The sequence below is a fragment of the Brachybacterium sp. FME24 genome, from assembly GCF_014897705.1.
Lineage (GTDB): Bacteria > Actinomycetota > Actinomycetes > Actinomycetales > Dermabacteraceae > Brachybacterium.
Genome location: NZ_JABUXV010000016.1, coordinates 22,628 through 39,209 on the forward strand (window position 1 = coordinate 22,628; position 16,582 = coordinate 39,209).

A 16,582-nucleotide genomic window follows, 5' to 3' on the forward strand; every position below is an offset into this window, starting at 1 on the left:
ACGAGCCAGACGTGAGGTGTATCCCTGGCGTGTCCCGCATGCGCTTCGGCGTGTCGGGATCCAGGGGGCCGACGGATCGGGATCGGTCCCCGGGCGTGTCGGGACAGGGCAGACAGCACGATCCCTGGAGCCGAGGGCTCCAGGGATCGTGGACAGCCGAGTGCAGGCACAGGGGACGGCCATCGGGCCCGGCCACTACGGACCGCGGACCGCGGACGTCAGCGGAGTCGATCTCCCGGTGCGCCGTCCTGCCCGTCCGTCTCGTCGTCGAGGCTCCATGCGTCCACCAGGGGGTCGGAAGGTGGCACGAGCCCCTCCGAGCCAGCGCCTGCCGAGTCGGCGTCCCGAGAGGCAGAGACCTCCGGGGTCGCGCCGCCCTCGTCCGCGCCGACGGCCTGCACAGCCTGCTCCTGCTCGAGCGTCACCGCGGCAGGTTCCTCGATGGGAACCGGTGACGGTTCGGAGGCGGGCTCCGAGCTGAGCTGTTCTCGAGGCAGGGAGGATGACTCGAGCCCGGGGCTGCTCGACTCCGCCTCGGCGTCGGTCACCCCTCGCTCATCGGTGGCTTCCACAGAGTCCGCGGCCGCGGTCGCCCCGCGCGCGTCGGCGTCCTGCGCAGGGTCCGCAGGTGCGGTGACCAGGATCGAGGGCTCGCTCGCAGCAGTCTCCTGCCCAGCGATCCCCGACTGCTCGCCGGTCTCGTCCTCATCGGCCTGCTGGCTGGCGGGCACTACCTCGTCGGTCGGATTCTCACCCTCGACCGGCTCATCACCGTCGACCGACTCCGCGCCGTCGGCCCGATCCGATTCATCAACCGGATCCGATTCTTCGGCCGGGTCCGCCTCGAGGCTGCGGCCGTCGGTGACCACGATCGTGGAGAGCACCTCGCGCAGCAGTGAGACCTGGGCGCGGGCCTCCTCGGCCCCCGAGAGGGGCTGGACACCCTTCTCGACGAAGGCATGGAAGGCCTCCCACATCGCCTCGGCGGCGCCCTTGGTCGCGGTGGTCGCCGTCTCCTGGACCACGCCGCTCTTCTTCTCCCGCAAGGACACGGTCGAACGGCGGTCGCCGTGGGACGGCGCGGGGAGCTCTACTCGCATCCGACGGCGCGCGGAGAGCACCTGGATGTGCTCGGAGTACTCGGGCGCGAACGGGAGATAGTGCCAGACCAGCCTCACCTGCGCGCCACCGTCCAGCTCTCCGAGCAGCTCGATCGACCCCGGGATCACTCCCTTGGGCCAGTGGCGCACAGCGGCCAGTCGCGCGATCGGGCCGTACACGGCCTCCAGGACCGCCAGCTGATGGGCGACGCCGGTCAGCAGCCCCTTGACGTAGAGATCCCGGTCGCGCTGGGTGGCGCCATCACCGGAGCCGGCGACCACTGCGGACTGCAATTCGGTGCGCCGCTGCGAGCGCACCTCGGAGGGCAGGTCGTACGAGGACGTGGTCACGTGCGCGCCCCCGAACAGCGGCTGGCTCGCCGGCATCAGCACCTCGTGGTCGACCATCCGCAGATCCTTGGTGGCGATCTGCTCGGCCATCCGGGAGACGGAATCGTCGTACTGCTGCGGGTAGGCCATCATCACCAGGCGGCGGCCGGTCATCCGCTCGAAATCGGCGATCTTCGCGATCTCCTGCTCGGAGAAGCCCAGCGGCGGCTCGACCAGCACCGGGATCCCCCGCCGCATCAGCTGCAGCAGATCCTCGACGTGCAGACCGTCGGTGGACAGCAGAGCCGCGTCGATGCTCACGGTCTTGGCGCGCACCGCGGCGATGAGATCCGCGACGCTCTCGTAGCGCTTGTCCTCCTCGAGCCCCCACACCTCGGAGGACTCCCTGCGACGGCGCGGGGAATGGTCGACCAAGGCGGTGACGGCATACCGGTCCCAGCGCCGGCGCAGCACCGGGAGGTGCACGGCCTGCGCCATGGTTCCGGCGCCGATCACGGCGATGTTCAGGGTCTTCGGCATCGGCAGGCTCCTCGGGCTCGGCGGGGATCGGCGGCAGCACCGCGGGATCGCAGCGGGCGCATCGACCGTCCTCGGCATCGCGCCTCGGATTCGGCGCGTGACGCACGCCTGTTCTACCACATCAGACCGACCAGCCCCGGGCCGCTTCACCGGTGCGACCTGCGCGTCATCGACGCTCAGTCGCAATGATCAGGTCACGTCCGCACCTCGTGGCAGGGATATCGTGGAGCGCAGTTCAGGACGTCACAGGAGGACCATATGGCTCGTCGCTTCTACTTCGGGGTCCGCACCTTCGTGCGGCCCTTCGTCACGCTCATCTGGAACCCCCGGGTCACCGGGCTGGAGAACGTGCCCACCGAGGGTGGTTTCATCATCGCCTCCAACCATCTCTCCAACGTCGACAGCTTCGTGCTCCCGGTGGCGTTCCCGCGCCAGATCCGATTCGTCGCCAAGGAGAGCCTGTGGACCCAGAAGGGCCCGAGGGGTCGCCTCCTGAACTGGTTCTTCACCGCGGTGGACGCGGTCCCGGTCAATCGTGAAGCACTCTCCTCGGGCAAGGGCGCCCTGCAATCCGCCCTGATCATCCTCCGCGAGGGCGCCGGATTCGGGATCTACCCGGAGGGCTCCCGCTCCCGGGACGGCCTGCTGCACCCTGGCAAGCAGGGCGCCGCCTGGCTCGCGCTCGAATCCGGCTGCCCCGTGATCCCTGTCGGCCTCAAGGGCACCGAACAGCTGATGGCGAAGAAGATCCCCGAGCGCGGCGCGGTCAGCGTGCGCATCGGCGCCGCGATCGACTTCAGCGACATCGATCCCGGCGCCTCCAAGGGGCTCAAGCGCCGCCTGATGACCGCCCGCATCATGGACGAGATCCAGCAGCTGTCCGGCCAGAGCCGCTCCGACGTCCCCACCTCCTCGGCACGCGCGGAGATCTGAGACCGACCCCGCCGCCGAGGCCTCCGTCCAGCCCGTAGGATCGGGGCCAGTCGCGCATCTTTCGCGCGCGGCGGACGCCCGGACCGCACCCGAGGAGAACAGATGGCAGTCGTCGTCGGATTCATCCCCACCGACGTGGGATTCAAGGCGCTGGCGGCCGCACGCGAGCAGGCGGAGCTGCGCGGAGGCCCGCTGATCGTCGTCAACGTCGTCCGTGACGGCGTCTCCCAGGACCCTCGCCACGCCGACGACCAGCAGCTCGAGATCGCCCGCGACCAGCTCCGCCAGGCCACCATGCGCGTGGAGATGCGCCAGGAGCACACGGACGACGACATCTCCGACGTCCTGCTCCAGGTGGTCGAGGAGGAGAAGGCGGAACTGCTCGTGCTGGGCATCCGCCGTCAGAACGATCTGGCCCGCCATCTGATGGGACTGACCGTGCAGAAGCTCCTGGTCTCGGCCCCGTGCGAAGTCCTCGTGGTCTGAGAGATCCGCCTGCCTCTCAGGGCGCACCCCTGGGAGCACGCAGAAGTTGACAGAGCATCGCGGCCCGCCTCCTGATCAGGAGGCGGGCCGCGATGTCATGACGATCCGGCGCGGCGCTCAGGGCACGGCGACGAACCTCGGACTCAGGCGTTCAGCGGGTCGCCGCCGGGCTGCTCGTCGCCCTTGGAGGTCCCCACGGCCAGCTCGATCCGCTCGCCGATCACCGCATCGATGTTCTTCCAGTACTGCAGGGCCTTGGACAGGACCGGCTCCTCGACGGTGCTCAGACCGCCCGAGACGGTCTCGACCAGACGATCGCGGGTGGCGTCGTCGTAGACCTCGCGGACCAGGATGCCGGGCTGGACGAAGTCGCCGTCCTCGGCGTGGAGCGAATAGGCGGCGCGCACGAGCTCGCCGTCGCTCTCCCAGCCGGTCTCGGACGGGCCCTGCTCGTCCTGGTAGGCACGACCGTAGGAGTTCGGTGCGTAGACCGGAGCATCCCCGGTGTGCAGGAACTGCATGTGCCCCTCCTTGTCGTAGGAGTTCGTGGGCACGATCGGCTGGTTCACCGGCAGCTGATTGAAGTTGGTGCCGATGCGGTGGCGCTGCGCGTCCGGGTAGGAGAACGAGCGGCCCAGCAGCATCTTGTCCGGGGACAGCCCGATGCCGGGCACGGTGTTCGAGGGGCTGAAGGCCGCCTGCTCGACCTGCGCGAAGTGGTTCACCGGGTTGCGGTTCAGGGTCATCGTGCCGACCTTGATCAGCGGGTAGTCCTTGTGGGACACCGTCTTGGTGAGGTCGAAGATGTTGAAGCGGTAGGTCTTGGCGTCCTCGTAGGGGATCACCTGGACGGAGACCTCCCAGCTCGGGAACTCGCCACCGGCGATCGAGTCGAAGAGATCCCGACGGTGGTAGTCGCCATCGGAGCCGGCCAGCTTCTCCGCCTCTTCGTTGGAGAGGAACTCCATGCCCTGGTTGGTGTGGAAGTGGTACTTGATCCAGAACTTCTCACCGGACTCGTTGACCCACATGTAGGTGTGCGAGCCGTAGCCGTTCATGTGGCGCCAGGTCTTCGGCAGGCCACGGTCACCCATGAGGTAGGTGACCTGGTGGGCGCTCTCCGGGGAGTTGGACCAGAAGTCCCACTGCATGGTGTTGTTGCGCAGGCCGGAATCCGGGGTGCGCTTCTGGGAGTGGATGAAGTCGGGGAACTTCATCGGGTCGCGCACGAAGAAGATCGGGGTGTTGTTCCCGACCAGGTCGTAGTTGCCCTGCTGCGTGTAGAACTTCATGGAGAAGCCGCGCACGTCGCGCCAGGTGTCCGGCGAGCCGAGCTCACCGGCCACGGTGGAGAAGCGCAGCAGCATCGGGGTCTTGCGGCCCGGCTGGAACAGATCAGCCTTGGTGTACTGCGAGACGTCCTCGGTCACCTCGAGCTCACCGAAGGCGCCGGAGCCCTTCGCGTGGGGGCTGCGCTCCGGGACGCGCTCGCGGTCGAAGCGGGCGAGCTTCTCGACCAGGGCGACGTCGTGCAGCATCAGCGGGCCATCGGCGCCGACGCTGAGGGAATTCGCATCGGACTCGCGCGGAGCACCTGACTCGGTGGTGCTCGGGATCGTCGGATCGAAGTCGGTCATGGGCTACTCCTGGGGGTGGTGAGGGATTCTGACAAGCAGTCACGAACCATGGACAGTGGGGTACTGCACTCCTGAGGAGCCGGCAGAGCCGGTGACCTCAGGGGGAATCGGGCGCACTGGGCGCGGTGGGGGCGAGCGCGGCGAGAGCAGGCGGGGCGCCGAGGGGCTCAGCAGAGTCAGCACTGCTCGCTCGACAGTCGGAGCAGACTCCGCGATAGACCACTTCGGCGAGCTCGATCTCGAAGCCGTGATCATCATGCGGGGTCAGGCAGGGGGCCTCGCCGATCGCGCAGGCGATGTCCTCCAGGCGGCCGCACCGGCGGCACACCAGGTGGTGGTGATTGTCGTGACGATGCAGCTCGTACTGCATGCTGCGGCCGCCGACGGAGACCCGGCGCAGCAGCTCGGCGTCGGACAGGGCGTTGAGCACGTCGTACACGGCCTGGCGGGACACGGTCCCCAAGCGCTCGCGCACCGCCTGCGCGATCACCTCTGCGTCGCCATGGGGATGCTCGGCGACCACGTCCATCGTCGCGAGCCGCGGAGCGGTCACACGCAACCCCGCGCCTCGCAGCGCGGACGTGTGGTCGAGGGTCGGCATGACTCCACCCTAGCCATCTATCTGGACTTATTCAAGATAATCGTCCGGTTCAGGCGGCCCGGCCGCAGCGGTCCGCTGCGTGACCTGGGAACGGATAGTCTGCGAGCGTCGAAACGACTACTCGCCGAGAGAGCATGGAATACATGAGCACACCGAAGAACGACGTCGATGCCTGGGCGACCACACTCGAGCACGGCCACTCCGTGCCCTTCACCCTCTCCCGCGGCAAAACCGCCCTGACGATCCTTCTCTGCCTGCTCTTCGTACTGATCGCCCTGGCCTTCGCCCTCCTCGGCGACACCCTGGTGCAGATCGTCGGCTGGATCGCCGCCCTCCTCTTCCTGGGCCTCGCGGTGTTCCATATCCGGCGACTGTTCGTGCGCACCCCAGCCGTGACGGTCTCGCCCGAGGGCATCACCATGACGTCGGCCGGTGCCGGCCTGATCCCGTGGTCCCAGATCCTCGAGGTCGATGCCATGAAGCAGGACTCCGTCGTCCAGATCGTGCTCGCCGTGACCGAGCAGGAGGCCGAGCGCCAGGCTCCGGCCAGCATCGTGACCGGAGAGCGGGAGCTCGAGGACGGGAGCACGCAGAAGGTCCTGCTGCTTCCGGTGGGCATCGCCGCTTCCAAGCCGGCCCTGACCTCGTGGCTGGACCAGGAGCACAGAGCCCGCACGACGACGCCTGCGTGACGCAGCACCGTCGCACTCGACGAACGGTCGACCCTCGGGTCGGACGTTCGTCCGCGCCACCTTGGGCTGTGCCCCTGGACAGCACAAAGCCCTCCGGCCAGGTATTCCACCTGACCGGAGGGCTTCTCCGGAGCCGCCTATCGGAATCGAACCGATGACCTATTCATTACGAGTGAATCGCTCTACCGACTGAGCTAAGGCGGCGTTCCCGCCGGTCACGCGCGGACCGCATCACTGTACGGGACGGGGGGCGACGCGCGCAAAGCGCGGGGACGCGATCCCCGTCACGCGTCGAGCCTCCGGCACGGAGATCGACTTCGTGGTGCTGCCGACGAACCTGTCGATCCATGTGTTCGACATGGTGCTCACCGGCTGATCCTCACCGTTCGACGCGCCGCCCGACGGGGCGCGAAGGGCGACCTCCGCGCCCCGTCAGCAGGTCAGGCCGTCCTGCGGCACAGTGTCTTCGAGCAGGTAGGCGTCGACCTGCTCCTCGATGCAGCCGCCCGAGCGCCCGTAGGCGGTGTGCCCGTTGCCCTCATAGGTGAGGTGCACGCTGCTGTCGAGCTGCTCGGCGAGACTGGTGGACCACTTGTACGGGGTAGCCGGGTCGCCCGTCGTGCCGATCACGACGATCGGGTCGGCGCCCTCGGCGGAGATGGGGGCGGGCTCGCGCAGCGGCGGCACCGGCCACGGGGCGCAGTTGTCGCCGCCCATCGAGGAGCCGAAGGTCGGGAACTCCTCGGCGAGACGCTCGGCCTCCTGCTCCTGCCACTGCTCATCGGCGACGCCGGGATGGTCCAGGCAGTTCACGGCGGTGATCGCAAAGGCGGAGTTCGTGCGGTAGGAGCCGTCGGATGAGCGCTCGGCGGAGGTGTCGGCGATGGCGAGCAGCTGACTGCCGTCCCCGTTCATCCCGGCGGCCAGAGCCTGGCGCCCGGACTCCCACAGCCCGTCCTCGTACATCAGCATCAGCACCGCGGAGCGGGCCAGCGCACCGGTGAGCGGACGCTCCGGGTCGCCGCTGTCCAACGGCGCGGCGTCGACCGCCGCGAAGAACGCCTGCAGCTGCTCCTTGCCGCCCGCGACATCGCCCTTCAGCGGGCAGGTGTCGACGTGGTCCAGGCAGTCCTGGACGAAGGCGTCGGTGGCCTCCTCGAACCCTTCGGCCTGGCCGGCGTTGAGCTCGTTCATGGTGATCGTCGGGTCCATGGCGCCGTCCAGCACGAAGTGGCCGACCCGCTCGGGATACAGGTCGGCAAAGCTCGATCCGAGGTAGGTGCCGTAGGAGTATCCGAAGTAGTCGAGCTTCTCGGTGCCCAGCGCGGAACGCAGCACGTCCATGTCCCGCGCGGAGGAATAGGTGTCGAGGTAGGGCAGCTCGTCCCCGGAGTTCGCCTCGCAGGCCTCGGCGATCCGGCTGCTCCATTCCTCGGCGACCTGCCGGTCCTCGGCGGAGTCCGATCCCGGGGTCTGCGCGCGATAGTCGTCGGTCTCCTCGTCGCTGAGGCATTCGATGCCGGTGGAGCGGCCGACGCCACGAGGATCGAAGCCGACCAGGTCGTAGGCGCTGCGCACCTCCGGCGAGAACAGGAACGGCGCCGACTCCAGGAAGTTCACGCCGGAGCCGCCCGGGCCGCCGGGATTGATCACGAGCGATCCTGTGTCCTCACCGGCGCCGGCGATCCGCGCCACCGCGAGGTCGATGTCCCCCGCCTCCGGGTCATTCCACACCAGCGGGACGGTGACGGTGCCGCATTCGACGCCTTCGGCATCGACGTCCTCGCACTCGCCCCAGGCGATGTTTTGCTCGTAGTACGTGGAGTACGCGGGATCGGTGGCCGGGTCCGTGGGCAGCTCCTGGGCTGCTGAGGTGCCGATCTCCGTGAGCGGGAGTTCCGCCTCCGAGGTCGACGCGCTCTGGTCGGCGCCGCCGCTGTCGCTCCCGTCCGCGCCACCGCCGGACGATCCGCCCGACTCCGTGCAACCGGCCAGGAGCAGGACCGCCACGGCCGCCGCTGCGCTGAATCGGGAGAGCGGGCGGCGCGTCAGAGCGGCGAGTGTCATACGGGAGTTCCTTGTCCTGGGGGCGAGGGCCGGGTCGGAGGGTCATGCGTCGGGCCCGGCCATCCTAGGCGTCGGCGACGGCCGGGCTCCGCACTCCTCACCCCACTTCGCGCCGGTTCCAGCGCCACACGCCGTAAGCGGCCGGAAGAAGGACGAGCACGGCGAGCGGGAGCAGCTCGAAAGCGGTCGCCTGCCCATCGGCGAGCACCATGGCAGCAGTCTGCAGATCCAGGGCGCGCACCACGTCGGTGAACGTCTCGGAACCGGTGATCGCCGCGATGCCGCTCGCCGTACCGATCACGAAGGGGAATCCGATCGCCGCGAGCAGACCCAGCACGGTGGACTGCAGGGCGAGGCCGACGGCCAGCGAGAACAGCAGAGTCGCCGCGAGCATGGCGAGCTGGGAGGCGAGCGCCGAGTCGAAGGAGTCGAAGTTCGCGCCCTCACCGAACAGCTCACCGCCCACCCAGGTGGCCAGCGCGGCCAGCGCGAAGGAGAGCGCCACCAGCACCGCGACCACGACGACGGCAGTGATCACCTTGGAGATCAGGACGCCGGTGCGTCCGGGACGCTGCAGGAACGTGTTCTGGATGGAGCCGTCGGACCACTCCCCCGCGATGATCATGACCGCGACGATCGGGATGATCAGCGACAGCGGGAGCGCCAGGATGAAGGCCGTGATCTCGAAGACCGAAGTCTCATCGGGGGTGATCAGCGGCTGCAGGAGCCCGCCGAGAGCAGCGAAGGCCACGATGGCGATCAGGGAGATGGTCAGCAGGATCGCGGTACCACGGGTGTCGAGATGGGCGCGGAGGTCGAGTGCAGGTCTCATGGGTCGTCTCCTCGGGGAGCTGCGGGGTGAAGTCGGGCAGTGAGCCGGATCGGGTCGGGCCACAGGGTTCGAGCGGAATCAGGCGGAGCCAAGCGGAGTCGACCGGGGTCGACCGGAGCAGCAGGGTTCGTGTTCGGAACCGGGTCAGGATCCGCCGACGCCGACGGGCACGGTCGACTCGTCGTCGCCGGAGCCCGCGTGCACCGGGCTCGGCTGCTCGGACTCCGATTGCCCGGTGAGAGAGAAGAAGACCTCCTCGAGTCCGCCGTGGTCGGTGGCGCCGAGCGCGGTGAGCACGATCTGCTCACGCAGTGCCAGGCGGCCCATGTCCTCGGGGGCGAGGCTCACCTCGAGCTCCTGCTCGGAGCGTTGCTCGTAGGCGATGCCGTGCGCATCCAGGGCAGTGCGCAGCATCTTGAGGTCCAGGGCGCTCACGCGGGTTCCACCCTCGGTGGTGAGCTCATCGAGCGTCCCCTCACGGACCAGGCGCCCGCCGGCGATCACGATCATCCGGTCCACCGTGGCCTGCACCTCGCGCAGCTGGTGGCTGGACAGCAGCACGGTGCCACCGGCGTCGGCGAAGGAGCGCAGCAGACGCCGCATCCAGCGGATCCCTTCGGGGTCGAGGCCATTGGCGGGCTCATCGAGCACCAGCACTGCGGGGTCCCCGATGAGGGCGACTCCGATACCGAGACGCTGACGCATCCCATAGGAGTAGCCGCCGACGCGCTTGGCGCCGGCGTGCGCCAACCCGACCGTCTCGAGCACCTCATCGGCCCGCGCGGCGGGCATGCCACTGGTGCGGGCGGCCAGGCGCAGCGTCTCCAGTCCGGTGCGGCCCCGGTGGAGGGCGCCCGCGTCGAGCATGACGCCGATCGAACGAGCGGGGTGGCTCAGGCTGCGGTACTCGGCGCCACCCACCAGGGCCTGGCCGGCGTCGGCCTTCGCGAGGCCGGTGAGGATGCGCAGGGTGGTGGACTTCCCCGCTCCGTTAGGGCCGAGGAAGCCGGTGACGCTTCCGGGCTGGCAGGTGAAGCTCAGGTCGTCGACGGCGGCTCGGTCTCCGTAGCGCTTGGTCACGCCGCGCACCTCGAGGGCTGCGACACCGGGGGCTGCGGTGGTGGTCTGTGAGGTCATGGGACGAGAGTCCTCTCTCGACCGGGGTCGCCAACAGCGACCGGCGGCCAGGTGCCGCGCGACGAACGTCGGCCGACCGTGCCCTTCGGAGCCCCGCACGTGCGACCTCCGTCGACGACAGGAGCGACCTCCGACTGGATCCCGACGACCGACCCGGTCGCGGAGCCTCGGGCGGGGCCGCCACGGATACAGTGACGCCGTGGAAGAACTGGGGGCGCCGGTGCGCCGGATCTGGCAGGACGTGCTGATCTTCGCCGTCGTCATGGCGGAGGCAGTGCTGCTGGTGATCTTCCGCGCCTCCGCGACAGATCTCTGGCAGGCCGGTCTCACCCTGGCCCTCGGGGTCGCCCTGATGTTCCGACACCGCCATTGGCCGTGGCTGCTTCCCCTGCTCCTGGTGGTCAACGCGGCGACGTGGTCGCTCAGCGCCCTGATCGTCGTCACCTACGCCTATGCGACCCGGAGTCATAGCCGCCTGCGCACCCTCCTGATCTCGCTGCTCGCAGCGGTCAGCGGAGTGGTGCCGTCGCTGATGATGCAGGCCGACGGACTCGGCGGCGCCGTCGGCATCATGGGAGTGGTGGTGACGATGCTGATCGTCGCCGCAGCCGCCGCCACCGGCATGTACACCTCGACCCGTCGGATGCTCCTGGCACAGCTCCACACACGAGCCGAGCAGGCGGAGTCGGGGCAGGCGGCCGCGCAGGAGCAGGCGATCCGCGCCGAGCGCACGCGCATCGCCCGCGAGATGCACGACATCGTCGCCCACAAGATCTCCCTGGTCGCCCTGCAGGCCGGCGCTCTCGAGGTGAACCCGAACCTGGAGCGCGCCCAGGTCCAGCAGTCCGCTGGGCTGATCCGGCAGACGGCCACCACCGCGCTCGCGGAGCTGCGCGAGGTGCTGGGGGTGCTGCGCAGCGACGGCGAAGAGGCCCCACTCGCGCCCCAGCCGACCTGGGACGACGTACGGCGCCTGGTCGCCACCTCGCAGGAGGCCGGCATCGCCGTTGACCTCTTCGACTTCATCGACGATCCCGTGCCCGATCAGCTCGCGCGCACCGCCTTCCGGGTGGTGCAGGAGGGGCTGACGAACATCCACAAGCACGCCTTGCACACCAAGGCCCGGGTCGCCCTGATCGGTGAGCCGGGGACGGACCTGGTGATCGAGGTCAGTAATGTGTTGCCCAAGGGGTACACGACAGATCTGCCCGGAGCCCGGATGGGGCTGTCGGGCATCGAGACCCGCGTGACGCACGCGGGTGGCACGATCTCATCGGGCCCCACCGATGATGGACGCTTCGAAGTGAGGGCGGTGATCCCGTGGCAGATGACAACGTGACGCGCGTGGGACTGGTCGATGACGATTCGTTGGTGCGCGCAGGCCTGGCCATGATCCTGGGGGCTGATCCGGCCATCGAGGTGGTCGGCCAGGGCAGCGACGGTTCCGAGGCGGTGACGCTGGTGCAGAAGCACCGACCCGATGTGCTGCTGATGGATGTGCGCATGCCCGGGCTGGACGGGATCGCGGCCACCAAGGCCGTCTGCGCCCTGCAGAGCCCACCGAAGATCATCATGCTCACCACGTTCGACATGGACGAGTACGTGTTCCAGGCGCTCGAGGCCGGTGCCAGCGGGTTCCTGCTCAAGGACACCCCGCCGCAGGATCTGGCCCGTGCGGTGCACGTGGTCGCAGGCGGCGATGCCATGCTCTCGCCCACCATCACGCGCCGCATGCTCTCGCACTTCTCCGATGCGAATCCGGGCACCCGTCAGGACCGCCATCCCGGGATCGAGCAGCTCACCGAACGCGAGACGGAGGTGCTCGGAGCAGTCGGAGCCGGGCTCTCGAACGCCCAGATCGGGATGCGGCTGTTCATGAGCGAAGCGACCGTGAAGGCCCACGTCTCGAAGATCTTCGCGAAGCTCGACTGCACCAATCGCGTCCAGATCGCGATCATCGCCCATGAGGCCGGGCTCAGCGACCTCGACGCCGACCCATCCTGAACCGGCCCGTCTCGAGCTGCCCCGCCTCGACCGGCCCTGCCTCGAGCTGCCGGTCTCGAAACGTTCCCTCCGGATGGGTCCCGGGGGGGGGACGCTCAGCCCCAGCCGAGCTCGTGCAGTCGCTCGTCGCTGATGCCGAACAGGTGGCCGACCTCGTGCAGCACCGTCACGGCGATCTCGCGGACCAGGTGGTCGCGGGAGGTGGCCACGCGCTGCAACGGCCCGCGGAAGACGAAGATCCGATCCGGTTGCGCGTAGCCGTCGAACACGGAGCGCTGGTCCAGCGGGACCCCCTCGTACAGGCCCAGCAGCTCAGTGCCCGCGGTGCGCTGCTGCTGCGGTTCCTGTTCGACCAGGATCACCACGTTGGCCTGCGCGATGGCTCGGGCGATCTCCTCGGGCAGGGAGTCCAGGGCGTCGTCGACCGCCTCGTCGAAGTCCTCGCGGCTGATCCGGATCATGGGTTCATCGAACCACGCGGACCCACCGCAGGGGGCACCTCCGTGCCTGCTTCGTGCCTGCGCGGGTGCTGCGCGCGGCGCGCAGGTGTCGTCTACGACGCATTCGCGGGAAACCTGGAGACGGCCGGCGCTCGAGATGGGTATGCTTTTCGTCGGGCAGTTACTGCCCGGGCCCCCATCGTCCAGCGGCCTAGGACACCGGCCTTTCACGCCGGCGACACGGGTTCGAATCCCGTTGGGGGTACTCGTGCGGACCGATCGTCACCCGATCCGGACCGCCGAGACCGGAGTGCGAGACGGCTCACAGCGAAAGTGGCTTGGAGCCCCTGGCAGGTCCGGTAGAGTTATCTAGGTCGAACCGCCCCGGCGGAAGACACCAGTAAGGCCCTGTAGCTCAGTTGGTTAGAGCGCCGCCCTGTCACGGCGGAGGTCGCCAGTTCAAGTCTGGTCAGGGTCGCACCTCACGAAGGCCCCGGAACATCGTTCCGGGGCCTTCGTCGTTCCCTCACCCGCCGCCTGGACAGCACCCCAGGCGGCGGGCATACGCTCGGATGATGAGCACCACCACTGTGAACCACCGGATCCGCCTGGCCGCACGGCCCCACGGCGTTCCCACCCCCGCCGATTTCCAGCACGATGCGGTCGAGGTCCCCTCCCCCGGCGCCGGCCAGGTGCTGCTGCGCACCCGCTACATCTCCCTGGATCCGTACGTGCGCGGCCGCATGAGTGACGCGAAGTCCTACGCGGCCCCGATGGAGATCGGGGACGTCATCGTGGGCGCCACCGTCTCCGAGGTCGTCCGCTCCGAGGCCGACGGCTTCACCCCGGGCGATGTGGTCCTGTCCTATGGCGGCTGGCAGGAGTACAGCGTCGAGTCCACCGGGCACCTGCGCCACCTGGACCCCGAGGCCGCACCCGTGACCACCGCGCTCGGCGTGCTCGGCATGCCCGGCTTCACCGCCTACGCCGGGCTGCTGGCGATCGGGAAGCCCCAGCCCGGGGAGACTGTCGCGGTCGCCGCCGCGACCGGGCCCGTGGGCTCCGCCGTCGGCCAGATCGCGCGGATCCACGGCGCGCGCGCGATCGGCATCGCCGGCGGGGAGCGCAAGGTCGCCCAGCTGCGCGAGCTCGGCTTCGACGCGGCACTGGACCATCGCGCCCCGGACCTGCCGGGCCGCCTCGCGGAGGCATCGCCCGAGGGGATCGACGTGTACTTCGAGAATGTCGGCGGTGCCGTGTGGGACGCCGTGCTGCCCCAGCTCAACGAGTTCGCTCGAGTGCCGGTGTGCGGCCTTGCCGCGAACTACAACGCGACCGCGCTGCCGGAGGGACCTGATCGCAGCGGGCAGCTGATGGGCTCGGTGCTCGCCAAGAGCCTCACCCTGCGCGGCTTCATCCAGCGGGAGTTCGCCAGCACGATGTTCCCCGACTTCCTGCGCGACATGACCGGCTGGGTCACGTCCGGCCAGGTCCAGTACACCGAGGACATCACCCAGGGCCTGGACAGCACCCCCGAGGCATTCGTCGGCATGCTGCGCGGCGCGAACTTCGGCAAGGCGATCGTTCAGGTCTCCTGACGGAGGGGCCCGGGTGGCATGCCTCTCACTGCCCGGGCCCGGTTGGGCGCTGCCGGTGGACCCTGCTAGCCTGGTCCTCGGTCGCTTGCGGCCATGGCTCTGTAGCTCAGTTGGTAGAGCGTTCGACTGAAAATCGAAAGGTCACCGGATCGACGCCGGTCGGAGCCACCACAGAAAACCCCCGCCTAGGCGGGGGTTTTCTGTTTCTCGCAGTCGCGCGCACGACGGGGGCGTTCGATCTGTGCAGCTCCGCAGACACGGGCTCAGGTCACGGGAGTCCGTGCTCAGTAGCCGCGGCGGATCGGCATGGTCGCGCAGCGAACTCCGCCACCGCCTCGGGAAACCCCCTCAAAACTGAAATCTCCGATGATCTCGACATCTCGTTTCACGAGCTCTTCGATCAGCCGGGTGTGCTCATTGGGGATGATGACCTTGTTCTGCTCCACGCACACCGTGTTGCAGCCCATGACGTGAGCCTCATCGGCAGTCGCCTCGATGATCTCCCAGTCCGCAATGGGCTCGGGAAGGCCATCCAGAAAGGCATCGCGGTGGCAGACGGCAAGGCCCGGTCGCACCACGGCCAGGACGCAGTCCAGATGCAGCCAGTGATGCTGAAGGCGAACCTCGTGGAAGTCCAGCCCTTCGAAGTGGCGACGAAGCCAATTCACTCCGGCCTTGTTGGAGGCCAGGCCGGAAGCGCCCACCAGCACCGTGTTGTCCAGCACGAAGACGTCGCCACCTTCCAGGAAGGGCCCCGGCTCCTCGGGGACATCGCGGTGAAGTTCAGTCGGGACAGGTTGTGGCACAGCCAAGTGCCGGGCAGCGGGATCGGCCTCGGCCAACTCGGTCAGATCATCACGGAAGCCGAAGACCTCCTTGCGGCGAAAGGGCATCATCACGGCTCCGTCGATCATGGTGTCGTGAAGGGCCAGCACCGGGTCGCGCGCGTAGATCGGTATCCCGCCGGGCTGGACGAACTCATACTCGGCGGCGGTGAGCGTGCGGGGCCGTCGCACCCGCACACCGTGGGACTCGTACACCGCCACCAGGGATTCGATCTCCTGCTCGAAGAGTTCGAGCACCTCTGGCGGGTGCGCCTCTCGCATCGTCATGCCAGCGTTGCGGTCCATGTCATCGGCAAATTCAGCCCCCATGTACTGCAGTACCGAGTAGCTCGACGCCGGCAGCGGCGCGTCATAGTCGTAGGCGCCGACGAAGACGTCCTGCAGCCGGTCGAACTCATTGGGCATCCAGACCCCTGGTTCCGAAGAGAGTTCGACCTCTCCCTGGTCGCCGGGGGAGGCACAGGCGGCGATTCCGCTCGCGGCGGTGGCCACCATGGCGGCGCTGAACAGGCTTCGGCGATTGAACTGTCCGGTCATATCTTTTCCCTCACTGGTCCTTGGCGCCCTATCGCGCTTTGCTGTGAGCGAAGCTGCCATACGATTGCGGAACAAGGATCCTTCGAATTGATGGGCGCGGCCTTCCGCGCATTTTGCTCATCGTGTGACGCTCAGGTTGTTTCGTCATGAAACGGATCGCCCGCAGGCTTCGTTTCCGACCACCAGTCAGCATTTCCGGCCGAACGAGGATTGAGCGCTCATTGGTATGACGGAGGCGGTCCACCGCCGGGGCGTCGCCGGCGATGGCCAGCAGCGGGCCTCGTCGAGAAGGAGTCAGGACTGCGGAGTTGCTCCAGACGAACTCCGCGGCGAAGGTTCCGCCGATCGCGGGCCGGGGATGACGTCCGTTGCCCGGTGCGGATGCTCGACACCCGCGAACAGTGCGACTGTGCCTTCGGCATTCGCCGTGCGCAGCGAGATGATCTCCTGGTAGGCCGCGGAGTCGTACCAGGCGGCCGCAGCAGTCGAGGTGGGGAACTCGATGACGATCAGGTCTTCCGGCCACGTGTTCTCCTTCTCCAGAGCGGACGACCCGTGGATGAGGAATCGGCCAGCGAACGGTGCCAGCGTGGCGTCGATCCGTCGCAGGTACTCGATGATGTCCTCGCCCATCGAGACCCTGCTCAGCAAGCCGACGGCATAGCTCCGCGTCGTCGTGATGTCGTCCATATCTCTGCTCTCTCTCTGGAGCCCGAGCCCCGTGAATATGATGTTCGTGGGGTTCTCCATCAACCCTTCCGGTCACGGACAAGCGCCGCTCTGAACACTTCACAGAGGTTCAC

15 protein-coding genes and 4 tRNA genes are annotated in these 16,582 nt (G+C 68.4%); 9 read left to right on the top strand and 10 right to left on the bottom strand.

Annotated features, from left to right (window positions below):
• Nucleotides 1-218: 218 nt before the first annotated feature.
• Nucleotides 219-1,970 (bottom strand): Gfo/Idh/MocA family oxidoreductase, encoded by a 1,752-nt coding sequence (locus tag INT51_RS16745; protein ID WP_226985843.1) that lies wholly within the window; start codon nt 1,968-1,970, stop codon nt 219-221.
• A 258-nt stretch (nt 1,971-2,228) separates the two neighbouring features.
• Between INT51_RS16745 and INT51_RS16750 the strand changes: the two genes are divergently transcribed.
• Both INT51_RS16750 and INT51_RS16755 read left to right on the top strand, forming a co-directional pair.
• Nucleotides 2,229-2,903: a 1-acyl-sn-glycerol-3-phosphate acyltransferase gene (locus INT51_RS16750; protein ID WP_193106481.1), complete on the top strand. Its 675-nt coding sequence runs from the start codon at nt 2,229-2,231 to the stop codon at nt 2,901-2,903.
• 102 nt (nt 2,904-3,005) lie between these two features.
• A complete protein-coding gene (locus INT51_RS16755) occupies nt 3,006-3,389 on the top strand; it encodes a universal stress protein (RefSeq protein WP_193106482.1) in 384 nt (127 codons plus the stop codon).
• 143 nt (nt 3,390-3,532) lie between these two features.
• On the opposite strand, the gene INT51_RS16760 is transcribed toward INT51_RS16755, so the two are convergent.
• A complete protein-coding gene (locus INT51_RS16760) occupies nt 3,533-5,026 on the bottom strand; it encodes a catalase (protein WP_193106483.1) in 1,494 nt (497 codons plus the stop codon).
• A gap of 97 nt (nt 5,027-5,123) precedes the next feature.
• Nucleotides 5,124-5,627 (bottom strand): Fur family transcriptional regulator, encoded by a 504-nt coding sequence (locus INT51_RS16765; protein ID WP_193106484.1) that lies wholly within the window; start codon nt 5,625-5,627, stop codon nt 5,124-5,126.
• 143 nt (nt 5,628-5,770) lie between these two features.
• On the opposite strand from INT51_RS16765, the gene INT51_RS16770 reads away from it, so the two are divergent.
• Nucleotides 5,771-6,319 (top strand): STM3941 family protein, encoded by a 549-nt coding sequence (locus INT51_RS16770; RefSeq protein WP_193106485.1) that lies wholly within the window; start codon nt 5,771-5,773, stop codon nt 6,317-6,319.
• A 131-nt stretch (nt 6,320-6,450) separates the two neighbouring features.
• Here INT51_RS16770 and INT51_RS16775 read toward each other — a convergent pair.
• From INT51_RS16775 to INT51_RS16790, 4 genes are all read right to left on the bottom strand, one after another.
• Nucleotides 6,451-6,523 (bottom strand) — tRNA-Thr (locus INT51_RS16775).
• 228 nt (nt 6,524-6,751) lie between these two features.
• Nucleotides 6,752-8,386 carry an alpha/beta hydrolase gene (locus INT51_RS16780; protein ID WP_193106486.1) on the bottom strand — a complete coding sequence of 545 codons (1,635 nt, stop codon included), beginning with the start codon at nt 8,384-8,386 and terminating at the stop codon, nt 6,752-6,754.
• Nucleotides 8,387-8,483: 97 nt separating this feature from the next.
• Nucleotides 8,484-9,218 (bottom strand): ABC transporter permease, encoded by a 735-nt coding sequence (locus tag INT51_RS16785; protein WP_193106487.1) that lies wholly within the window; start codon nt 9,216-9,218, stop codon nt 8,484-8,486.
• A gap of 144 nt (nt 9,219-9,362) precedes the next feature.
• Nucleotides 9,363-10,355 (bottom strand): ABC transporter ATP-binding protein, encoded by a 993-nt coding sequence (locus INT51_RS16790; RefSeq protein WP_193106488.1) that lies wholly within the window; start codon nt 10,353-10,355, stop codon nt 9,363-9,365.
• Between the two features lie 199 nt (nt 10,356-10,554).
• On the opposite strand from INT51_RS16790, the gene INT51_RS16795 reads away from it, so the two are divergent.
• Both INT51_RS16795 and INT51_RS16800 read left to right on the top strand, forming a co-directional pair.
• Nucleotides 10,555-11,694, top strand: a complete 1,140-nt coding sequence (locus INT51_RS16795; RefSeq protein ID WP_304502227.1) for a sensor histidine kinase — start codon at nt 10,555-10,557, stop codon at nt 11,692-11,694.
• Nucleotides 11,676-12,359: a response regulator transcription factor gene (locus INT51_RS16800; RefSeq protein WP_304502228.1), complete on the top strand. Its 684-nt coding sequence runs from the start codon at nt 11,676-11,678 to the stop codon at nt 12,357-12,359. Before INT51_RS16795 ends, INT51_RS16800 begins: the two co-directional genes overlap by 19 nt.
• Before the next feature lie 95 nt (nt 12,360-12,454).
• Here the strand turns inward: INT51_RS16800 and INT51_RS16805 are convergent, their stop codons facing one another.
• Nucleotides 12,455-12,820, bottom strand: coding sequence for a metallopeptidase family protein (locus tag INT51_RS16805; protein ID WP_193106489.1), 366 nt, complete (start codon nt 12,818-12,820; stop codon nt 12,455-12,457).
• Nucleotides 12,821-12,991: 171 nt separating this feature from the next.
• Here INT51_RS16805 and INT51_RS16810 point away from each other — a divergent pair.
• The 4 genes from INT51_RS16810 (at nt 12,992) to INT51_RS16825 (ending at nt 14,568) form a co-directional block, all read left to right on the top strand.
• A tRNA-Glu gene (locus INT51_RS16810) sits at nt 12,992-13,064 on the top strand.
• A 139-nt stretch (nt 13,065-13,203) separates the two neighbouring features.
• Nucleotides 13,204-13,277, top strand: a tRNA-Asp gene (locus tag INT51_RS16815).
• A gap of 97 nt (nt 13,278-13,374) precedes the next feature.
• Nucleotides 13,375-14,397, top strand: coding sequence for an NADP-dependent oxidoreductase (locus INT51_RS16820; RefSeq protein ID WP_193106490.1), 1,023 nt, complete (start codon nt 13,375-13,377; stop codon nt 14,395-14,397).
• A gap of 95 nt (nt 14,398-14,492) precedes the next feature.
• Nucleotides 14,493-14,568, top strand: a tRNA-Phe gene (locus tag INT51_RS16825).
• A gap of 113 nt (nt 14,569-14,681) precedes the next feature.
• Here the strand turns inward: INT51_RS16825 and INT51_RS16830 are convergent.
• Together INT51_RS16830 and INT51_RS16835 are read right to left on the bottom strand one after the other, a co-directional pair.
• Entirely contained in the window at nt 14,682-15,779 is a 1,098-nt protein-coding gene (locus INT51_RS16830; protein ID WP_193106491.1) for a dimethylarginine dimethylaminohydrolase family protein, read from the bottom strand.
• Nucleotides 15,780-16,073: 294 nt separating this feature from the next.
• Complete coding sequence (locus tag INT51_RS16835) at nt 16,074-16,469, bottom strand: DUF1330 domain-containing protein (RefSeq protein WP_193106492.1); 396 nt, start codon at nt 16,467-16,469, stop codon at nt 16,074-16,076.
• Nucleotides 16,470-16,582: the final 113 nt, after the last annotated feature.

Coding starts and splice junctions, on each gene's coding strand:
- INT51_RS16805 (WP_193106489.1), bottom strand. CDS start 12,820: ATGATCCGGATCAGCCGCGAGGACTTCGACGAGGCGGTCGACGACGCC.
- INT51_RS16780 (WP_193106486.1), bottom strand. CDS start 8,386: ATGACACTCGCCGCTCTGACGCGCCGCCCGCTCTCCCGATTCAGCGCA.
- INT51_RS16790 (WP_193106488.1), bottom strand. CDS start 10,355: ATGACCTCACAGACCACCACCGCAGCCCCCGGTGTCGCAGCCCTCGAG.
- INT51_RS16785 (WP_193106487.1), bottom strand. CDS start 9,218: ATGAGACCTGCACTCGACCTCCGCGCCCATCTCGACACCCGTGGTACC.
- INT51_RS16830 (WP_193106491.1), bottom strand. CDS start 15,779: ATGACCGGACAGTTCAATCGCCGAAGCCTGTTCAGCGCCGCCATGGTG.
- INT51_RS16760 (WP_193106483.1), bottom strand. CDS start 5,026: ATGACCGACTTCGATCCGACGATCCCGAGCACCACCGAGTCAGGTGCT.
- INT51_RS16770 (WP_193106485.1), top strand. CDS start 5,771: ATGAGCACACCGAAGAACGACGTCGATGCCTGGGCGACCACACTCGAG.
- INT51_RS16820 (WP_193106490.1), top strand. CDS start 13,375: ATGAGCACCACCACTGTGAACCACCGGATCCGCCTGGCCGCACGGCCC.
- INT51_RS16765 (WP_193106484.1), bottom strand. CDS start 5,627: ATGCCGACCCTCGACCACACGTCCGCGCTGCGAGGCGCGGGGTTGCGT.
- INT51_RS16745 (WP_226985843.1), bottom strand. CDS start 1,970: ATGCCGAAGACCCTGAACATCGCCGTGATCGGCGCCGGAACCATGGCG.
- INT51_RS16750 (WP_193106481.1), top strand. CDS start 2,229: ATGGCTCGTCGCTTCTACTTCGGGGTCCGCACCTTCGTGCGGCCCTTC.
- INT51_RS16755 (WP_193106482.1), top strand. CDS start 3,006: ATGGCAGTCGTCGTCGGATTCATCCCCACCGACGTGGGATTCAAGGCG.
- INT51_RS16835 (WP_193106492.1), bottom strand. CDS start 16,469: ATGGACGACATCACGACGACGCGGAGCTATGCCGTCGGCTTGCTGAGC.